The organism is Planctomonas deserti (assembly GCF_003067705.1).
Classification (GTDB): Bacteria; Actinomycetota; Actinomycetes; order Actinomycetales; family Microbacteriaceae; genus Planctomonas; species Planctomonas deserti.
Window position 1 is genome coordinate 232794 of record NZ_QANL01000002.1, and the last position, 19548, is coordinate 252341.

General features: G+C 64.7%; 9 protein-coding genes. 7 read left to right on the plus strand and 2 right to left on the minus strand.

All coding sequences use genetic code 11. The annotated features are described in order from the left end of the window. Nucleotides 1–153 precede the first annotated feature (153 nt). The 7 genes from mobF to brxL all read left to right on the plus strand — a co-directional run bounded on the left by mobF (nt 154) and on the right by brxL (nt 17070). Nucleotides 154–3309, plus strand: a complete 3156-nt coding sequence (gene mobF / locus DAI20_RS07405; RefSeq protein ID WP_306766464.1) for a MobF family relaxase — start codon at nt 154–156, stop codon at nt 3307–3309. A gap of 1379 nt (nt 3310–4688) precedes the next feature. Beyond that, entirely contained in the window at nt 4689–5444 is a 756-nt protein-coding gene (locus DAI20_RS07415; RefSeq protein ID WP_108249953.1) for a BTB/POZ domain-containing protein, read from the plus strand. Next, nucleotides 5441–5998: a BREX protein BrxB domain-containing protein gene (locus DAI20_RS07420; RefSeq protein ID WP_108249954.1), complete on the plus strand. Its 558-nt coding sequence runs from the start codon at nt 5441–5443 to the stop codon at nt 5996–5998. The genes DAI20_RS07415 and DAI20_RS07420 overlap by 4 nt, the downstream gene beginning before the upstream one ends. Further along, entirely contained in the window at nt 5995–9450 is a 3456-nt protein-coding gene (brxC, locus tag DAI20_RS07425; RefSeq protein WP_108249955.1) for a BREX system P-loop protein BrxC, read from the plus strand. The genes DAI20_RS07420 and brxC overlap by 4 nt, the downstream gene beginning before the upstream one ends. 2 nt (nt 9451–9452) lie before the next feature. Next, nucleotides 9453–12686 (plus strand): Eco57I restriction-modification methylase domain-containing protein, encoded by a 3234-nt coding sequence (locus tag DAI20_RS07430; protein WP_205781384.1) that lies wholly within the window; start codon nt 9453–9455, stop codon nt 12684–12686. After that, nucleotides 12683–15016 carry a BREX-1 system phosphatase PglZ type B gene (pglZ, locus tag DAI20_RS07435; RefSeq protein ID WP_108249956.1) on the plus strand — a complete coding sequence of 778 codons (2334 nt, stop codon included), beginning with the start codon at nt 12683–12685 and terminating at the stop codon, nt 15014–15016. The genes DAI20_RS07430 and pglZ overlap by 4 nt, the downstream gene beginning before the upstream one ends. Continuing rightward, nucleotides 15013–17070 carry a protease Lon-related BREX system protein BrxL gene (brxL, locus tag DAI20_RS07440; protein WP_240605965.1) on the plus strand — a complete coding sequence of 686 codons (2058 nt, stop codon included), beginning with the start codon at nt 15013–15015 and terminating at the stop codon, nt 17068–17070. Before pglZ ends, brxL begins: the two co-directional genes overlap by 4 nt. 109 nt (nt 17071–17179) lie before the next feature. Here brxL and DAI20_RS18460 read toward each other — a convergent pair whose 3' ends face one another. Both DAI20_RS18460 and DAI20_RS07450 read right to left on the minus strand, forming a co-directional pair. Further along, on the minus strand, nt 17180–18106 hold the full coding sequence (locus tag DAI20_RS18460) for a hypothetical protein (RefSeq protein WP_159084958.1): 927 nt from the start codon (nt 18104–18106) through the stop codon (nt 17180–17182). A 255-nt stretch (nt 18107–18361) separates the two neighbouring features. Further along, nucleotides 18362–19459 (minus strand): DNA cytosine methyltransferase, encoded by a 1098-nt coding sequence (locus DAI20_RS07450; protein WP_108249958.1) that lies wholly within the window; start codon nt 19457–19459, stop codon nt 18362–18364. Nucleotides 19460–19548: the final 89 nt, after the last annotated feature.

Genomic DNA, 19548 nt, shown 5'->3' on the forward strand with positions numbered 1-19548 from the left:
CGAGCGCTCCCGGGGACCATCGCCGCTGTAGCCGCCACGAGTTCCCGCCCGCGCATCGACCAACACTGTCACGACCACTCTCCTCACCACTCTCCTCACGCCTCTTGCAGATCGAGGCGGCGCACCTACTGCCCGATGGTGGAGGTGACCCGGGTGACGGTGTCGATGCGCGTGATGAGCGCCGGGGACGGCTACCGGTACCTGCTGCGCAGCGTTGCCGCTGCCGACGGGGACCGTTCGCTTTCGACCCCGCTGACCCGCTATTACAGCGCGAATGGCACGCCTCCAGGCCGGTGGATGGGGAACGGTCTCCGGAGCATCGGTGAGTGCGGCCTCGCGATCGGTAGCGAAGTCACGGCGGAGCACCTGCAACTCCTCATCGGATCGGGGCGGGACCCCATAACGGGTACAGCTCTCGGACGGGCATATCCGGCCTACCTTGGCCACTCGGACCGGTCAACATCCGGGATTGGCGGGCTTTCTGAGCAGCCAGCGGCGGGCAGCAGACTGGGGGCGGCCCCTTCGAAGCCGGGCGAAGAAGATGTGGCCGCTCGTCGGCGACGTGCTGTCGCGGGGTACGACTTCACGTTCTCGATCCCCAAGTCGGCGAGCGTCCTTTGGGGAATCGCTGATGCTCAGACGCAGGCGAAGATCGCCGATGCGCACCATGACGCAGTTACTGCGGCTCTGTCTTTCCTCGAGCGGGAAGTGGCGGCGACAAGGACGGGGGCGAGCGGAGTTGACGGTGCCATCGCTCAAGTCGACGTGCGCGGGATAATCGCTGCTGCTTTCGATCACTTCGACAGTCGTGCTGGAGATCCGCATTTGCACACGCACGTCGTCATCAGCAACAAGGTGCAGACGGTCCTCGACGGGAGGTGGCGCTCCCTCGACGGCAGGCCGATGCACGCGGCGGTTGTCGCGCTTTCGGAACTGCACGAGGGACTCTTCGCTGACGCAATGACTCGCGCCCTCGGTGTGCAGTGGGAGATGCGCGAACGGGGGAGAGATCGACACCCCGCTTGGGCTATCGATAGCGTTCCCGAGGCCCTCGTCGCCGAGTTCTCGACAAGGTCAAGGCACATCGATGTGCGGACAGATGCTCTCATCAGCGAGTACGTGACAGCACATGGTCGTCGGCCGAACCCGACGACCATTATGAAGCTCCGTGCCCAGGCGACAATCTCTACTCGGCCCGCCAAGGAGGTTCACTCGCTTGCCGAGCTCACCGCGGAGTGGCGCGACCGCGCCGAACGACTACTCGGCGCGGATGCCGCGTCGTGGGTAAGCCGTTCAGATGAAGGTTGTCGTCCAGTTGTCCGATCTGCGGACATGACCAGCGAGGCCATCGACGCCCTGGGCGTGTGCGTGATGACCGCCGTGAGTGAGAAGCGCGCGACTTGGCGACATTGGAATCTGGTGGCCGAGTCGGCCCGACAGTCGATGCGCTACCGATTCGCATCCGCCAGTGAGCGTGAGGAGGTAGTTGATCGCATAACGGCAGCGGCCGAGCGCGCCTCGCTACAGATCACGCCGCCCGAATTGGCGATCAGTCCGCCCGAGTTTCAGCGAAACGACGGCACATCGGTGTTTCGTCCGAAGCATTCAGCCGCTTTTACCTCGAAGGCGCTGCTCGATGCGGAGGCCCGTCTGCTCGCCCGCGCCGACCGTACCTCGGGTCCGCGAGTTGAAGCGCCAGGGCTACGAGCAGTGGCGCGGGTGAGGCTTCCCGGCGGGGGAGCTCTCACCGTAGATCAAGCCGAGGCGCTCGGGAAGATCACGCAGTCCGGGCGCCTCGTCGACGTGCTTGTCGGGCCGGCCGGTGCGGGGAAGACGACCGCCATGGCTGCACTCAGGTACGCCTGGGAATCAGTGCATGGCGCAGGAGCGGTGATTGGGCTAGCACCCTCGGCAGCGGCCGCGCAGGTGCTTGCCGAAGACCTCGGTATCGGGACGGAGAATCTAGCCAAGTGGTGGCAGAACCATCTGACTCACGCGTCGACCTTTCGCGCCAACCAGCTCGTCATCATCGACGAAGCGTCGCTCGCCGGTACCCTCCCCCTCGACCGGATCACGGCAATCGCCGCCGACGCCGGCGCGAAGGTCCTTCTCGTCGGCGACCATGCCCAGCTTCAATCGGTCGACGCCGGAGGCGCCTTTTCCCTCCTTGTACACCATCGATCGGATCCGCCTGAACTCTCGAGCGTGCACCGCTTTCAGCATGCATGGGAGAAAGAAGCGACGCTCGGGCTGCGAGATGGCGATCCGGAGATCATTGATGTGTATGCAGCACATGATCGCGTGCGAGGTGGGAGTACCGAGGCGATGGCGGATGCAGCATTCGCCGGCTGGCGCGAGGATGCGCGCGCAGGCAAGGCCACCGTGCTAATCAGTAATTCGAGCGAGGCTGTCACCTTTCTCAATCAGCGCGCGCGAAGCGAACTCGTCCTTGAGGGGCGGGTCAACGCGCTTCGGGAGGTGGCCCTGCAAGACGGTGCGGCAGCTGGTGTGGGCGACATCGTCATCACTCGTCAGAACGACCGTCAGCTGAGAGCGGGACACGATTGGGTGCGCAACGGTGACCGCTGGGTCGTAACCGCGGTGGGCCGTCGCGGCGCACTTGAAGTGCGGCGCCAGGGCCGCCGTTGGGGGAGCGCTGTGGTGCTGCCTGCCGAGTATGCGAGACAGCATGTCGAGCTCGGGTATGCGGTCACCTCCTACCGGGCGCAGGGCCTGACGACAGATACTGCTCATGTGGTTGCCGCTCCCGGCATGACTCGGGAGAACTTGTACGTCGCGATGACGCGCGGACGCGAATCAAATATCGCGTACGTAGCCACAGACCAACCTGACAGTGCTCACGCCGGCCCACGCCCTAGTAGCGATGCCGCCACGGCCGAGAGCGTCCTTCACGGTGTCCTGCAGCACGTCGGAGCTGAGCGATCGGCGCACGAAACTGTCATCGCAGAACAGGACGCTTGGGGCTCGATCGCACAACTCGCGGCCGAGTACGAGACCATCGCAGCCGCCGCGCAACGCGACCGGTGGAGGGCGCTGGTCAGAGGCTGCGGACTCACCGACCAGCAGGCCGCGGACGTCCTCGAATCCGCTGCTTTCGGCCCTCTCACTGCTGAGCTTCGTCGCGCCGAGGCTTACCATTTGGACCCTGCGGACCTGATGAAGCGAGTTGTGCGCGGCCGGGGGTTCGAGGACGCTCAGGACACGCGGCCGTTCTACGTGCCCGAGTTGGTGCCGCGACGGCGCGGGGGTCCGGCGCCGGTACTGGTAGAAGGCCGGCACCGGACCTGATCGCGGGGTTGATCCCGCGGGCGCGGGGGCCAATGGATTCGGTCATGCGCCAAGCGCTCGACGAGCGCATCTCTCTGATCGAAGCACGGGCAACGGTGATCCTGAGTGAAGCTCTGCGAACCAGGGAGGCGTGGGCTCAGGCTCTGGGGACCCGACCACAGCAACCTCCACTCGCCGGTCCGTGGCGACGGCACGCGCTCACCGTTGCTGCTTATCGCGATCGTTACGGCGTCGGTGGAGTGAGGCCGCTCGATCAGGCGCCGGAATCCGCGGTGCAGGAGTTGGAAGCGGCGCTCGCTCGCGCCGCGGTTCGAGCGGCGCGGCGCCTTGCGGAAACGGAGGCGACCTCCCAACCACCCCGCATGGGCCTTCCGCCTGTCGATATCCGGTTCTAGAGTGCTGTCACAGCAACCTTCACATGCGGGTCACCGCTCGTCGCGATGACATGACTTGGCTCCCCAGCCAGTCGGTCCAGGGTTCTTGTTGCCGAATTTGAGAGGGCTGCAGCATGTTCGGGGGTCATACGGAGTGCCACCGCCCGCACACATTACCCGCTGCGTCGATTGATGCCCACCAACATCGTTATCGACACCATTCGCACCCGCCGCGGACCCAAGTGGGTCGTTCCGGCCATGCTGCTGGCCGTGCCGTAGGCGCTCGCCGCAGCCTTCTGCGCGGGACTCGCCGGCTAACCAGGTTCCGGCTGGCTGAGCGTTCTCACACACTGCTGTTCGTTTGGGACGCGATGAAGTTCCTCGTCGCGGGACCGGTCACGCTCATGCGGCTGCTTCGCGCCCTCGCCGGGATGCGCGGGCTCGATACTTCACGTCCACACACAAGTCGGTAGGACTTGAAGCAGGGACGGCCGACCCGCCGCTACCCACGTCGACCGGTTCCTGACACACCGCTGCCCAGCGCCGAAGGCAGGTCCGACGATTGCCTCAGCCTCGACCGACGGTGTACCGCCTGGTTGCGACAGGAGTGCCTCATGCGGTCGGCGTGACAGGAGGTACGGCCGTATTCCGTCACGCACCCGTTCTGCCAGGTCGTCAGGCAAACCCATGCCCACGCGAGCAGGGTGATGAACAGGCGATCGGCTTCTCGAGCCCTAGCTCGAGCCCGAGCCCTCCGCCGGGCTTTGATGCAGGGACTGGGCGCATCGTCGGGAGATGTCGTTCGATCAAGCAAGTGCGGGAAGTGGATGCCGAGCACACTGCGAACGTGTCGGTGGGCGACGTAGGACGACTTCGCGCCGCAGTCAGGGTGCCCGATCATGTCGGTGTCGTCCAGTACCGTGAGAACCACACCTGATTTAGAGAGTGGCGCGGATGTCACAGCGGTTTGCTTCACACCCGCCTGACTGGGGAGAGCACCGAGACATGACGAGTTCCAATGCCGCTGCGGGCAACTTTGCCCTCGGCACGTTGCGGACGACCACCAGCCACACGATCGGCTTTCCCCACCTGGTAGAGCTCTTGCGCGAGGTGCCGTCGGATGCACCCGCGGAGCTGTACCGCGACGCGGTCGCCGACGGCAACGTCCTCGGTCGTCCGACTCAGGCTGGCCGGCAGCGTTCGTTCCGCCACCTGCGTGAGCTGTACTTCCTTGACCCGCGTCGCCCGGAATTCATCGCACTCAGGTACTACTGGGACATCGACCCGTTGTCACGCCCGCTTCTGGCGGGGTTGCTGGCTTTCACCCGTGACGAGGTGCTCCGCGCTTCCTTCTCCGCGATTGGGGACCTGCCCGCGGGTTCGAGCGTGACGTCGGCTGACCTCACCGCTGCCGTTGCAGCACAGTTCGGCAATGAAATGGCGGAGTCGTCGCTTGGAAAGGCCGGCCGTAACACCGGTGCGTCCTGGACTCAGACGGGTCATCTCGCTGGTCGCGTCAAGAAGGCGCGCAACGAGGTGGAGGTTCGTCCGGCAGCCATCGCGTTCGCGGCATACCTGGGGCACCTCGCAGGCGGGCGCGGCCTCGGCGTCCTCGACAACCCGTGGTCGCAGATCCTCGGAATCGCGCCTGGCCGCACATTGGAGGCGCTGCGTGACGCGCACGCCCAGGGGCTCCTCGACCTACTCGCGGCAGGCAAGGTGGTCGACGTGTCGTTCCCGGCCCTCGGCGGTAAGGCATGACCCGTGTCTCCGCTCTGGTCGATGCCTACAAGGCTGAGTTGTCCCTGACGTGGAAGGACAACGTCTCAGGTGGCGAGCGCGTCTGGATGCTCGTCTACCCGCCCGACTTGGAGCGCCAGATGCGGCACGCTCTTCCGAGCATGGAGCTGGCGACAACTCAGGCGGGCCGCGACTGGGTTGTCCTCGAAGTCACCGACGACTTTGGGCGCTGGCTGTCTTCTCACCGCCACGCGGAGGCGTTCTACGAGGAGCCGAGCGACCTCACACAGTCGATTCTTGATCAGTTCGAGACAACACTGATTGCGCGCGTCCGGCACGCCCTCGAAGCGGCCCCCGCGAACGCCGTTGTGGCACTGGTCGGCATCGGATCGATCTTCCCGTTCCTGCGAGCGTCGAGCGTGATCAAGTCCGTCGATTCCGCTGTGAACGGCCGACTCCTTGTGCTCTTCCCGGGGCTTCACGACCCCGAGACTCATTCATTCCGCTTGCTTGACGCGCGCGACGGCTTCAACTACCGCGCCCGCGTCATCGATCCGCAGAAGGACCTCACATGATGATCAACAACCAACTGTTCATCCGGCAGCCGCTGAGTTTCGAGATTCCGAATGACGGTGTCACCAACGTCGACCGTCCCGAGGACTCAAACCAGTGGAACGTCCTCAAGTACGAGCTGGAAAGCTTCGTCTGCGAGGGCGAGTACGAGCACGGCGTCCAGCGGATCCTCGACTCCTACACCGGCCACCGGAACCGGACGACGCAGCCCGCCGTCTGGGTTTCGGGCTTCTACGGCAGCGGCAAGTCGCACCTGGTCCGAGTGCTTCAGCACCTGTGGGCCGACACGAAGTTCCCAAATGGCGCGTCTGCGCGAGGACTGACTAACATCCCTCAGGGCATCCAGGACCAACTAACGGAGCTGACCACTCTCGGCCGCCGAGACGGTGCGGCGCCCTGGGCCGCCGCAGGTGCGCTGGACCGGAGCGGCGACACCCTCAACTCGGTGTTCCTCTCCATCGTCCTCGGGGCGGCTGGACTGCCCACGCGCGTCGCGCCTGCCCAAGTGGCGCTGTGGCTCGCGGGCAACGGGCACCTCGACGCTGTTCGCGAGCACATCACGGCCAGCAGCGGTGACTTCATCGAGGAACTGGCCGAGTACAACCTCAGCACGCGGCTCGCGAATGCCATCCTCGCCTCCGACCCGGAGTTCGCCGCATCGGCCAAGGACGTGCGTGCCGCGCTGCGTAGCCAGTTCCCGCCGGACACGCGGTCGTTCTCCACGGACGAGACCGTCGTGCTGCTCAAGAAGATCCTTGAGTACGTCGGTGGTGGTCAGATCCCGCCGTCGTTGATTGTTCTCGACGAGGTGCAGCAGTACATCAGCAGCGACGGGGGCCGTGCCATGGAGGTGCAGAACCTCGTCGAGTCCGTGTCCCGCGAACTCGATGGTCGCGTTCTGCTCGTCGCCACGGGTCAGCAGGAGCTAACGGCCGACTCGACGCTCCAGAAGATCCAGGACCGCTTCACCGTTAAGGTCGTGCTCAAGAACCAGGACGTCGATGCCGTTGTCCGTCGCGTGCTACTGAGCAAGGAGCCCGCGAAGAAGCCCGGTCTCGACAGCACGTTGGAGTCGGTCGCGGGGCAGATCTCTCGGCAGCTCATCGGCAGCAAAATCAAGCACACCGCCGGGGACGACAAGGACCTCGCCGAGGACTACCCGCTGCTGCCCGTGCGCCGCCGGTTCTGGGAGAGCGTGCTCCGCCAGGCCGACGCCGGCCGTGCCGGTCAACTGCGCTCCCAGCTCCGCATCGTGCACGAGGCGAACCGCAAGGTCGCGCCCGAGTCAGTGGGTACCGTGGTTGGTGCAGACTTCCTCTACGCCCAGAAGAACGAAGACTTGAACGGCGCAGGGCTGCTCCTCAAAGAGACGCAGACGCTGATCCAGGAGCAGGGGCAGAAGAATGCCCTGCGCGGGCGCATCCTCGGCCTTATCCACCTCATCGGCTTGCTTCCGACCTCCGGTCACGGTGACATCGGTGTGCGCGCCACGGCAGACCATCTCGTCGACCTGCTCGTCGAAGACCTTGCCCACGACGGCGACCGACTTCGGCAGGAAGTCCCTGCCGTGCTCCAAGCCCTCGCCGAGGAGGGCATCCTTCAGCAGGACGGCGAGGAGTTCCGTCTTCAGACCAAGGCGGGCCGGGAGTGGGACGAGGCCTTCCGTAGGCACCATGCGCAGGTCACCGACAGCGAGGTGAGCACCGAGCGCGACTCGCTGTTGCTCTCCGAGGTCACTCGGTCGCTACCCGCTTCGATCCAGCAGGGTCGGGCCAAGGAATCGCGCAAGCTTGCCCTGCACGCTGATGCCTCGCTCCCGCCCAATTCCGAGGCGATCCCGGTGTGGCTCCGCTCGGAGTGGGACGAAGGGATTACTGCGAAGCAGTTCGACGAGGCCGCCCGCAGCCTCGGCGTCGACTCGCCAATTGTCCTCGTCCACCTTCCCCGCCTCCAGGCTCCCGCATTCGCGGCGGCAGTGCGCAACAAGGTCGCCGCACAACGAGTGATCGACCAGCAGGGGATTCCTCAGGACGACGAGGGTAAGCAGGCGCGAAGCGCGATGCTGACGCGACTCAACCGCGCAACGGACCAGGTGAACACCCATGTCCGCGAAGCCATCTCGAAGGCGAACGTCCTCCTCGGCGGGGGTAGGGCACCGAGCGGAGTCGCCCTGCGCGAGCGGATCGAGGCTGGCGCGCAGGACGCCGCGACCCGCCTGTTCCCGCGGTTCGGTGAGGCCGACGACAACCGGTGGCCGCAGGTAATCGCACGGGTCAAGAGTGGATCGGGGGCGGACGCCCTCAAGGCCGTTCAGCACGACGCTGACCCTGAGCAGCACCGCGTCGTCAAGGAGGTACTCAGACTCATTGGCCCGGCCGGGACTTCAGCGAGCGAGATCGAAAAGGCCGTCACCTCGAAGCCCCTCGGCTGGCCAAGGGACGCGCTCATGGCCGCCCTCGGTGTGCTCCTCGACACCGGGTTGATCCGCGCGACGCTCAACGGAAGCGACGCGACCACGGCCGACGTGCTCAAGCAGACCCGCCTCGGCAATATGCAGCTCCGCCGCGAAGTGACAGTTTTGAAGCTCGCGGAGAAGATTAAGGCGCGCCAGGTGTTGAGCACCCTCGGGTTCCCGACCGACAACGAGGGACTCGTCTCGGCCGTCGAACAGGCTGTCAAGTCGCTCGTGCAACGTGCGAAGGACGTGAGCGGACCTGCACCGCTTCCGGACATCAACGTCCCCAGTAACATTCAGCTCATCGTCAGCAGCTCCGGCAACGACCGCGTGCACGCCTTGCTGGGGGCGAAGGATGACATCGCGAGCTTCAACGACAGGCTCGGGGAACTTGAGCGCCGACGCAAGAGCCGGACACCCTCGCTGGAGCTGGCGCGTTCGCTCGCTACGTCCGCCGCCGGGCTCGAGACCGCGTCGGCCGTCCGCGATCGCCTCGACGCACTGGTCGCAAGCCGGGACCTTCTCGCCGACGTAGACCCTGTCGCCCCGGTCGTCAGGGACCTGGCCGACGCGCTTCGCGACGCGATCCACGCAGCCGCGGTAGCGCTGCGCGACGCCCGCACGAAGGCCCTCGAAAGCCTCGAAGGGCAGCCCGTCTGGAACGCCATCGACGAGGCGCAACGCGAAGCGCTCCTTTCGGGACATCACCTCGCCGCGGAGCCGGAGCCAAACTTGGCGGATCCGTCGGCCGTGTTGGCGGCGGCACAGGCACGACCTCTCCAAGGGTGGACCGCTGAACTCGACGCGATCTCGCAGCGCGCCTCGCGCGCCCTGGAGGCGGCCATCCGACTCGCGACCCCAACGGCGACGACCGCCGAGGTCACCGTGTCGACCGCGAGCTTGAGCAGCCCGGATGAGGTGGAGCACTACATCTGCGACCTGCGCAAGCAGCTCCTCGACGCCCTGAGCGGCAACAACACCGTCGTAGTGAAAGGCTGATCATGACCCCGGCAACGATCACTGTCTTGAACTCCGACCAACGGCGTTTCCTCGACGCGCAGACACAACGCGCCCGCGAGGGGGCACAGCGCGCAGCCGAGGACGCTCTGCGCGCGCAGGCGGTCGGTGAGCAGAGCCGACCGTCTTACCTGAGTGACGAGCAGAACGAGCTCCGCTTGGCGTTGCGCGATAAGGCACGGCAACTCGGCGATGACACCTCGCGAGCGAGCGCACCCCTCACAAACCTGATTCATGACGTCGCTTACGAGCAGTGGCACCGCTTGCTGTTCGCGCGCTTCCTGGAGGTCAACGGACTCCTACGCCATCCCGAGTTCCGCGAGATCCCGTTGTCTTTGGAGGACTGCGGTGAACTCGCATCGGACCTCGACGAGCCCGACGCGTGGGCCGTCGCCGCTCGCTTCGCGTCGGAAATCCTGCCCGGCGTGTTCCGCTTGACCGACCCTGCTATCCGGGTGCGATTCGCGGCAGAGCACCGGAGCGCGCTGGAGCGCCTCCTACTTGAGATCCCGGCCGAGGTCTTCATGACTGAAGATGCACTGGGCTGGGTCTACCAGTTCTGGCAGACGGCCGAGAAGAAGCGGGTTAACGAGTCCGGGGTCAAGATCGGCGGCGCCGACCTGTCACCCGTCACGCAGTTGTTCACCGAGAACTACATGGTCCGCTTCCTCCTGGAGAACTCACTCGGCGCTTGGTGGGCTGCTCGCCATCCCGAATCGCCGCTTGTTCCAGCCTGGGAGTATCTCCGTCGTAACGAGGACGGCACTCCCGCCGCGGGCTCGTTCAGCGACTGGCCAGATCGCGCCGCTGATGTGACCGTCATGGACCCCTGCTGCGGTTCGGGTCACTTCCTCGTCGCGATGTTTGGGATGCTCTGGCGAATGCGCGCCGAAGAGGAAAGCCTCTCGCCGGCGGAAGCGCAAGATGCGGTGATCCGCGACAACCTCCACGGTCTAGAACTCGACCCGCGCTGCACCCAAATCGCAACCTTCAACGTCGCCCTCGAAGCGTGGAAGCAAGGCGGCTTTCGTGAACTCCCTGCACCACGGATTACGTGTTCGGGCGTGCCTGTTCGTAGCACCAGAGGGGAGTGGCTCGCTCAAGCCGGCGGCGACGAAGAGCTGTCAAAGGTGCTTGGACGCCTTCACTCGCTCTTCCGCAGCGCGGACATCCTGGGGTCGCTGATCACACCGAGGCCCAGTGGATCGGACGGCGCACTCTTTGGCCCGGAAATGAGTATCGGATCCAATTGGGATCAGGTGCGGACCGCACTTGGTGAGATCCTGAGATCCGAGCGACACGATACGACCGTCTTGGGGCACACGGCCGCAGACATAGTGCATGCGGCCGGCCTTCTTGCCCGCCAGTACACACTTGTGGCCACCAATCCGCCCTATCTCCAGCGAAACTCGATGGATGTCTCCCTTGCGGAATACATCGACGAGTCCCACCCGTTCGGGAAGTCCGACCTCGCGACCGCATTCATAGAACGGTGCCTGACTTTTGCAGGCGAACGCGGCACGATCGCGCTGGTGTCACCTCAGAACTGGCTGTTCCTCGGGTCCTACGCGAAGTTTCGGCGGGAATTGTTGCAGAATCGTCGGTTCGACTCCGTGGCCCGCCTTGGCGCTGGTGCTTTTCGCCAGATAAATGGCGAGGTGGTCAAAGTGTCACTTAGTGTCGTGAGCGCGGCGCCAACGAGTGCCGACCATCACATAGGTGGTGTCTTGGCGCACCGGGTGGCCGGAGCAGACAACAAAGCAGCCGCTTTGCGGGATGGTGAGTGGTTGCGCCCCTTGCAAGCGGATCAGTTGCGCAATCCGGACTCTCGGATTACCTTGACCCGAATCTCGCCGGAATCGTTGCTGGAAGGACTTGCTGACGGGATGGCGGGCATCCAGACGGGTGACTACCCGCGATTCGGTCGAATGTTCTGGGAACGCCCGCTACCGCACCCGGACTGGGAGTTCCAGCAGAGCACAGTTCGATCTACAACCCCGTATGGGGGCCGCGAGCACATTCTGTGGTGGGAGGGGGGCAACGGGCGGTTCCACGACTTTGTGGCCGAGCGGCTTGGCGAATGGGGCGTGGGTGCTTGGATCCGAGGCGTGGGACTAGGCGGGAAGCGAGGGGTCGCGATATCGCAGATGGGAAAGCTGCCCGCCACCATCTATACGGGTGAGCTATTTGACAACAACACTGCGGTGATCTTGCCGAAGGACCCAAGTGATCTTCGTATGATTTGGGCCTACTGCTCTAGCGAAGAGTTTGCTGCGGACGTCCGTGAAATTGACGACAAGATGAACGTCACGAATGCCACCCTTGTCAAGGTTGCCCTCGACCGTGAACGTTGGCAGCACGTTGCTGATGGGATGGGGCCGCTTCCACGACCCACGTCAGATGACCCGACTCAGTGGTTGTTCAGAGGTGATGTTCGCACTGCGACCCATCCTCTTCAGGTGGGCGTCGCACGCCTGCTTGGCTATCGCTGGCCCGAGCAGACACCTGACGATCTAGACCACTTCGGCGACCAGGATGGCATCGCGGCGCTTGTGTCCCTTCCTGGTGAGCCTGATCTTCCGACTCGCTTCCGTCAGCTGCTTGGTGCTGCATACGGTGACGAATGGTCAGGCAGTCTCGAGCGTCAACTCGTCACCGACGCAGGTGGCAAGACCGGGAGGCTCGAGGATTGGCTTCGCGACTCGTTCTTCGCCCAGCACGTCAGGGTTTTCGACAATCGACCGTTCCTGTGGCACATCTGGGATGGTCGGAAGGACGGGTTCTCGGCGATCGTCAACTATCACAAACTCGACCGACGGACGCTGGAGAAGTTGACCTTCACGTCGCTCGGCGCGTGGATCGACCGACAGAAGCACGAGGCTCGCGCAGAACGGGCCGGGGCTGACGCTCGGCTCGCGGCCGCGGAGGATCTCCAGCGCAAGCTCAAGCTCATCCTCGAAGGCGAGCCGCCCTACGACATTTACGTGCGATGGAAGCCCATGGCCGAGCAACCGATCGGCTGGGAGCCCGACCTCGACGACGGTGTCCGACTCCATATCCGGCCGTTCGTGACGGCGGACGTGCTCCGGTCGAGGGTCAACGTCCACTGGCGCAAGGACCGCGGGACGAACCCCGACGGGTCCGAACGGCACAATGATTTGCACCCGACGCTCGACAAGCGCCGTGCAGCCCGCAAAGCCGCGGAGGCTGCCGCGTGACGCTCGTCCGCGCCGTCGTCGCCAATGCGCTCCGCGACGCTGCAGCCTTCAATTCGGGGGCGACCTCTGTCCCCGCAGCGGTGCTGTGGGCCGACCCCGACCGCACATGGGAGCCGGTCATCCGCAGCCTCCAGGAGGCGGTGCCCATCCTCGTTCTCGGTGAGTACGACCCCGTAGCCGCGCAAGGCCCGGCGCTCTGGCTCCGAGCGGTTCTTGCCTCGCCCGAGTCAGTGGAACTCCCGCCTCATCTTGCCGAACGCAACGAGCGCAACCCGTGGGTGATCTACCTGCCTGGTGTCAGCCGCACCTCTGTGGCCGAGGCGCCCAGCGTCGACGACTCTTTCGCGCCGCTCGCAGAGATCGCGATTCGCTCAAACTGGTGGCCGTCCGCGCTCGGCCAGACGCCGTGGACGCCGCACTCGTTCCTCGCATCGAGGCAGGGTGCAGGGCTCGACCTCGCCGGCGACGCCGCGACGAAGGCGGCCCTCTCGCAAGTGCTGGATAAGTTGCTTCTCGAGAACATTGACGACCTAAGAGGCTTGGGGCGGTTCGACTCGGCCCGCTTGCACCGCCTCGTGCTCGATGACTCGGTGCGTACCCTCCTCGAATGGATGAACGACTCCGAAGCCGTGCGGACCTCGCTCGAAGGTGCGCAATGGCAGGCCCTTATCGCCTTCTGCAAGTCTGTTTATGGCTTCAGCCCCGAAAAAGACGGCCCACTTACCGCGGCCAGGAGCCTCGGAAGCCGAGCCGGCGAGTGGAGTACGGCTTGGAAGCGGTTTGCAGAGAACCCAGCCCGCTATCCGAACATCCCCACCCTTCTCGACCAGGCGCGCCCTACCGCCGAACCTCTGTTCGGAGACACCGACCCATATCCGGACTCGTGGCCCTCATGGAATCGCGCCGAAGAGGACATGCTCCGGGCGGCACTGGTCACGCTCTCAGCTCATGCGAACCCGTTGGACAGGATCGTCGAACTCGCTGCCGCCCACTCGGCGCGGGAAGACAACGCCTGGGCGGCCCTCGGGCAGGCACCGCTCGCGCGGGCTGTTGGGCACCTCGCCGAACTTGCAGGTCGCGTCGTAACCGCCCCGTCTGCGACCGACCTGCAGGCTCAGGTCGCTTGGTACGGAGATGAAGGCCACACGATCGACGACCTTGCTTTGCGGGCGGTCGCGTCGGCCAGGACAGCGCGGGACCGGTCCGCAGTCGCGACAGCGCTCGGCTCGCTCTACGACCCCTGGGTTGACGAGTCAGCGCGAGCATTCCAGAAGACGGCGGTAACAAGCTACGCAGGTCAAACCGGCCTCGATATCGGAGCGGGAACTGTTGTCGTGTACGTGGACGCGCTGCGATTCGACCTGGCTTCACGTCTGGCTCGGCGGCTGTCGCCACTCGTCGCTGCTATCGAGACGCGGTTGGCTGCGTTCCCCAGCGTGACACCGACGGGGCAGCCGGCGGTCGTCCCCATCGCGTTCACCGCGGGTGGCGGCACGGCGTTCGACGCGGCCGATGAGCAGGGCCGATCCCTCAAGGGTGCAGTCCTGCGCTCGGCACTCGCAAGTGCGAATGTTCAGTTCCTGGAGTGGGACGCCGCCGAGGTCGGAGAACCGACCGGAAAGGGGTGGACGCAGACGAGCACGATCGACTCGCTCGGCCACTCGCAACGGCACGCCCTCGCCGATCTTGTCGACCAGCAGCTCGACCTCGTTGCCGAGCGCGTGCGCGGCCTGCTCGACGCGGGCTGGCGGAAGGTTGTCATAGTCACCGATCACGGGTTCCTCTTACCCGGTCTGCGAGCGCAGAAGGTCACCCTGCCGTTGCAGGTCACGGAAGGTGACGCGGCGCGCAAGCCCCGTGTGGCCCGGTTGAAGGCTGCAGCGGCGCGCCCAGACTTCCCGATCCTGCCCTGGACGTGGGACTCGTCCGTCGACATGGTGAGCGCACCGGGAGCCGCGGCGTTCGAGGCGGGCCGTCTCTACGAGCACGGCGGGTTGAGCCTCCAGGAGTGCGTGACTCCCGTCGTCACCGTTAGGCGCGGCGATCCCCACGTTGCCTCCGTTCAGATCGATGCCGTCCGGTGGACCGGACAGCGATGCCGCGTCGACTTTGGCCCTGCCGAGGCCGACGTAGTCGCCGAGATTCGGCTCCAACCCGCCGACACGTCGAGCGTCATTGGGGGCCCGAAGTCGCCGGCGGAGCCGGGCGAAGTCAAAGTGCTCGTCGATGAGCAACAAGCCCCCAGTGGGGCTGTCGCATGGGTCGTGCTCCTCAGTCCGAGTGGCGCGGTTCTGGCTCAGACACAAACCACGGTAGGAGGCGAGGAGTGACCGAGGCGATCACGCTTGACGAGATCGACGGGACCGCATCCTTGGTGTTCGAGGGCTACGTCGTCCGCAAGGATCTCGCGCAACAGTTCAAGGGGGCGTATCCCGTCCCGACTTACGTGGGCGAGTTCCTCATCGGCCGTTACTGCGCCACGACTGATCCCGAGGAGATCGAAGAGGGGCTCCAGGTCGTGCGACGGCTTCTCGCTGACCGCACCGTTCGGGCAGGCGAAGAGGAGCTGTTCAAGTCGCGTGCCCGCGAGCGCATGACCGTCAAGCTCATCGACCTCGTCAAGGCCCGACTCGATGCGAAGTCGAACGCCTACGTCGCCGAGCTGCCGAGCCTGGGGCTCCGTGACGTGCGCATCGATGACGCCGTCGTGCGCGACAACGAGCGCATGCTCACCGGCGGCTTCTACGCCGAGGTCGACTTGTTCTACGACGCCGCAATCGCGGAGGAGAACAACGGCAAGCCCTTCGCCATCGGGTCGCTGCGCCCCATCCAGCTCTCAACCCGCGACTCGCTCTCACGGCTGGCCGAAGGCCGCTCACGGTTCACGACGGAGCAGTGGAAGCACCTACTGCTCCGGTCGGTGGGCTTCGAGCCCGCACAGCTCAGCGAGCGAGAGCAGGACGTCCTGCTGTTGCGCATGGTCCCGTTCGTGCAGCGGAACTTCAACATGGTCGAGCTGGGACCGCGCGGCACTGGCAAGTCGCATCTGTTCCAGCAGATCTCGCCCTACGCGCACCTAATCTCGGGCGGCAAGGCCACCGTCGCCCGGATGTTCGTCAACAACGCCACCGGCCAGCGCGGTCTAGTCGCCCAATACGACGTAGTCTGCTTCGACGAGGTGTCGGGCGTCTCCTTCGACCAGAAGGACGGCGTCAACATCATGAAGGGCTATATGGAGTCGGGCGAGTTCTCCCGCGGCCGTGAGTCCATCCGCGCCGACGGATCGATAGTGCTCGTCGGCAATTTCGACGTCGACGTGGCCCACCAGCAGCGCATCGGTCACCTGCTGTCGCCGCTACCGCCGGAGATGCGCGACGACACTGCGTTCATGGACCGTATCCACGCCTACCTGCCAGGCTGGGATGTCCCGAAGCTCAATCCGACATACTTTACACATCACTTCGGTCTCGTCAGCGACTTCCTCTCCGAATGCTGGTCGCGACTGCGCGACCAGTCACGCCTCACCGCAATCCAGGGGCGCGTGAACTACTCGGACGCGCTGTCAGGTCGTGACCTGTCGGCGGTGAACAAGACCGTCGACGGGCTGCTCAAGCTCCTGTACCCGGACGCCGAATCGTCGATCGCTGATGAGGACCTGGAATGGGCGGTGCGCATCGCCCTGGAATGCCGTCGCCGTGTCAAGGAGCAGCAGCGCCGGATCGGGGCAGCCGAGTTCCGCAACACGCAGTTCGGCTACCGGCTCGGCGAGGGAGTCGAGCAGTTCGTCTCCACGCCCGAACTGGCAAGCCCCGACTCGATCGGCCTCGATCCGCTTCCGCCCGGCCAGGTGTGGGCGATCTCCGAGGGTAGCGGCGATGTCGGCCCGGGCCTCTACAGGATCGAGGCAGCGGATACGCCGGGATCGGGTGCACGTGGATTGCTCAATCAGGCAGCGCCCGCGACTTTACGCGAGAGCTTTAAGGTTGCCGAACAGAATCTGATCGCCCAAGCGCGCCAGCTCGTCGGGGATCGCGACCCGCGGGAGCACAACCTCACTGCTCAGATCCGGGCGCTCGACACCGCAAAAACGGGTGCTGGACTCGGACTGCCAATCCTGCTTGCACTCGCTTCCTCGATGCTGCAGCGGTCAACAAGGGGAGGGTTGATCGCGGTCGGAAACCTATCGCTGGGCGGCGGAGTCGAGACCGTGCTGAATGCTGCGGCGCTCGCCGAGCACGCCATGGAGAAAGGCGCGACTTCCCTCCTGCTGCCCGTGTCCACGCGCCGCCAACTTCTTGACATCAGCGACGAGGTCGCCACGAGAGTTTCCTTCATTTTCTACAGCGACGCTCAGGACGCTCTCGTGAAGGCTCTTGACGAATGAACGAGCACCTTCTTGTGGCCGTGCGGTTCTGATCCGCAAAAGCGGCAGGAATGAAAAGGCTGGGCGATTCTGCACGAGCTTGTGCCGTTTGAGCCGCTAAATTTCACCATTACCCGGTCGAGGCTTCCGTCGACCTCGTCTGGCCACGGGTCGCCACGGCTTTGACGATGTCTGGGACCACCCGGACGTGTGAGACACCGACAGTTGACCGACCGCTGGAACATTGCGGGTGCCCCAGAGCGTGTGTGCTGTGTTTCCCAGTGAACCAGAGGCCGGTAATCGCGGAGCGGCGGAACGTGCCGACCCGCCCGACGTGCGCCACGTGCACGTCTACCTTCCACGAATGAACACCGCTCATCGGCATTTCGTCCTCGTACATGACCAGCGATTCGTACCAGTTCATTGTTTCGGTCATGAGGATCGCGTGGTGCTTGTGTTCGTCGTATCGCAGCAGTCGAGACCCTCCCGGCGTGCTGCTCGGATCGATGAAGTGTCCCGTCAGATGGAGAGGATCAAAGCTTGCCGAGTCGAAGTGCTCGAATCTGCGAACGGCCGGTACGGCACCAAGACGCACCCCCTTGTGGTGCCAGTGTCGCGTCATGGGCGTAGTCGGGGCCGCATTCCTGACCATCCGATTCCGTAAGTCAAAATGCGGTTGTCGGCGCAGCAGCCAAGCGAAGTAGACGTCCAATCCATCATCCTCGTCCCAGACCGCACGTATGAATCGAAGCGTGGGATCGTCCGTGCCTTGGCCCCCCGCGTACCAGCGCTCGAGGCCTCGGTGTGGCTCCGCCCAGCCCAGCCGGTGTAGAAGCAGGTAATGCAAGGCGCCCCAGTATCCGAGGCTTTGTGCGTGCAGGTCTCTCGGTTCAGGTGCCGCTGGAACCCGTGCTCCGCTTCGAGGCGCCGCCAAAGCCTGAAAGCAACCGGCGATGCCCCATGCCCAGCGCCAATCGTCACCGACCAGCCATCTGTCGATTGGCTTGTGGTCGTCCGTTATCCGCTCGCGGACGATCTCGAACTCGCGGGTATGCATGAAGTCATCCTGCCCGAAGCCGTGGTTGTCGTTCGACGCCCTACACCGGCGTTGCCACGGTCCGAACTATGGTCATCGGTTTAATTGGCCGCCAGCCAGCTCGACCGAGTCGTATCTTCGCCTAGCGAACAGGTCTGAGTGCGGCGTCAGATGAGTGATGTCGAGAGAATCGGCGGACGTCAGTCGTCCTCGATCGGTCGTCAGCTGGATCGACTGACCAACGCAGCGTGCTTAGGCCTCATCTTCTGGGCCGGCTCAGAGTGCCCCAGCGAGTAAGCGACCGACCGCGGCGCCTAGCGGAATGGGGACTGCGTTGCCGATCTGACGCGCAATGTCGGTGCGCGAGCCCACAAAACGATGATTATCGCTGAACCCCTGCAGGAGCGCTGCCTCATAATGCGTGATCGCGCGATCCTCCTCAGGGTGAAGGTACCGACCCTTTTCAGGCTTGAAGAATTCAGTGCGGATCGTGACAGAGGGACGACCCCAGTGCAGCCGGCCCATCACATCGCCGGAACCGGACTTGTGCTTGGTCCAGCACGCCGTCATCAGTTCCGGGTAGGGCTCCAGATGGCGCCGGTTCCCTCCTGTTGGGATGACTGCGAACCGTTTGAGCGAGAGGTCCGTGTATCGGCGGCTCCAGTGCAAGTCCCTGATGTAGAAGGCGCCCGCGTACTCCTTGCCATTGAAGCCGGTGCGCCGTTCCTGGAAGACCTCGTCACGATCGGGCCTGCGGGGAACACGCCCAAGGACGTCCTTCACGGTCACGTGTGGCCGCAGTCCGGTCGCGTGAGGCGTGGCCGAATGAGTCGGGACCGGAAGTCCTGGGAATCCCAGATCCCGGTGGAAGCCGATCACGACCGTTCGCCGTCGAGACTGAGGTGCACCAAAATCCGCTGCGTTGAGTACTGCGGATTCGAAATCGTAGTCAGGCAGAGTGCCGCCATTCGAGGTCTCCTCCTTGAACTGCCGGTACTGGGGAGACTTCGTGAATTCGGCGACGTTCTCGACCACGAAGTACTTGGGCGTCGCACGTCGGATCGTCCGCGCGTACTCCTTCCAAAGGAAGTTCCGCTCGTCCTCCACGTCTTTCTTACCCAGGCTGGAGAACCCCTGGCACGGCGGACCGCCGACGATCACGTCAGCGGCCGGGACCGTCTCCTGGTCGAGCCAGGTCTTAATGTCGCCCGCGTAGACGAGTCCTCTGCCGTATGTCGCCTCGAAGGATGCCGCAGCGGTCTGATCCCACTCGACAGCGCCGACCGTTCGAAAGCGGTCGGATCCTGCGTGGAGCCCCGCCGTCAGCCCACCAGCGCCGGCGAAGAGATCAAGGACGGTGATCTCAGAAGGCATGTACTCATCGTATAGATCGGGTACGACTTGTCCTTCGCCGGCGCGCCGGCACGTCGGTCCAGGGGACCGGGATACATCTGGGGGCGGCC

What these genes read in the sequence shown, in the direction of transcription:
- DAI20_RS07420 (WP_108249954.1), top strand. Translation starts at nt 5,441, where the DNA reads ATGACCCGTGTCTCCGCTCTGGTCGATGCCTACAAGGCTGAGTTGTCC.
- brxC (WP_108249955.1), top strand. Translation starts at nt 5,995, where the DNA reads ATGATGATCAACAACCAACTGTTCATCCGGCAGCCGCTGAGTTTCGAG.
- DAI20_RS07430 (WP_205781384.1), top strand. Translation starts at nt 9,453, where the DNA reads ATGACCCCGGCAACGATCACTGTCTTGAACTCCGACCAACGGCGTTTC.
- DAI20_RS18460 (WP_159084958.1), bottom strand. Translation starts at nt 18,106, where the DNA reads ATGCATACCCGCGAGTTCGAGATCGTCCGCGAGCGGATAACGGACGAC.
- DAI20_RS07450 (WP_108249958.1), bottom strand. Translation starts at nt 19,459, where the DNA reads ATGCCTTCTGAGATCACCGTCCTTGATCTCTTCGCCGGCGCTGGTGGG.
- DAI20_RS07415 (WP_108249953.1), top strand. Translation starts at nt 4,689, where the DNA reads ATGACGAGTTCCAATGCCGCTGCGGGCAACTTTGCCCTCGGCACGTTG.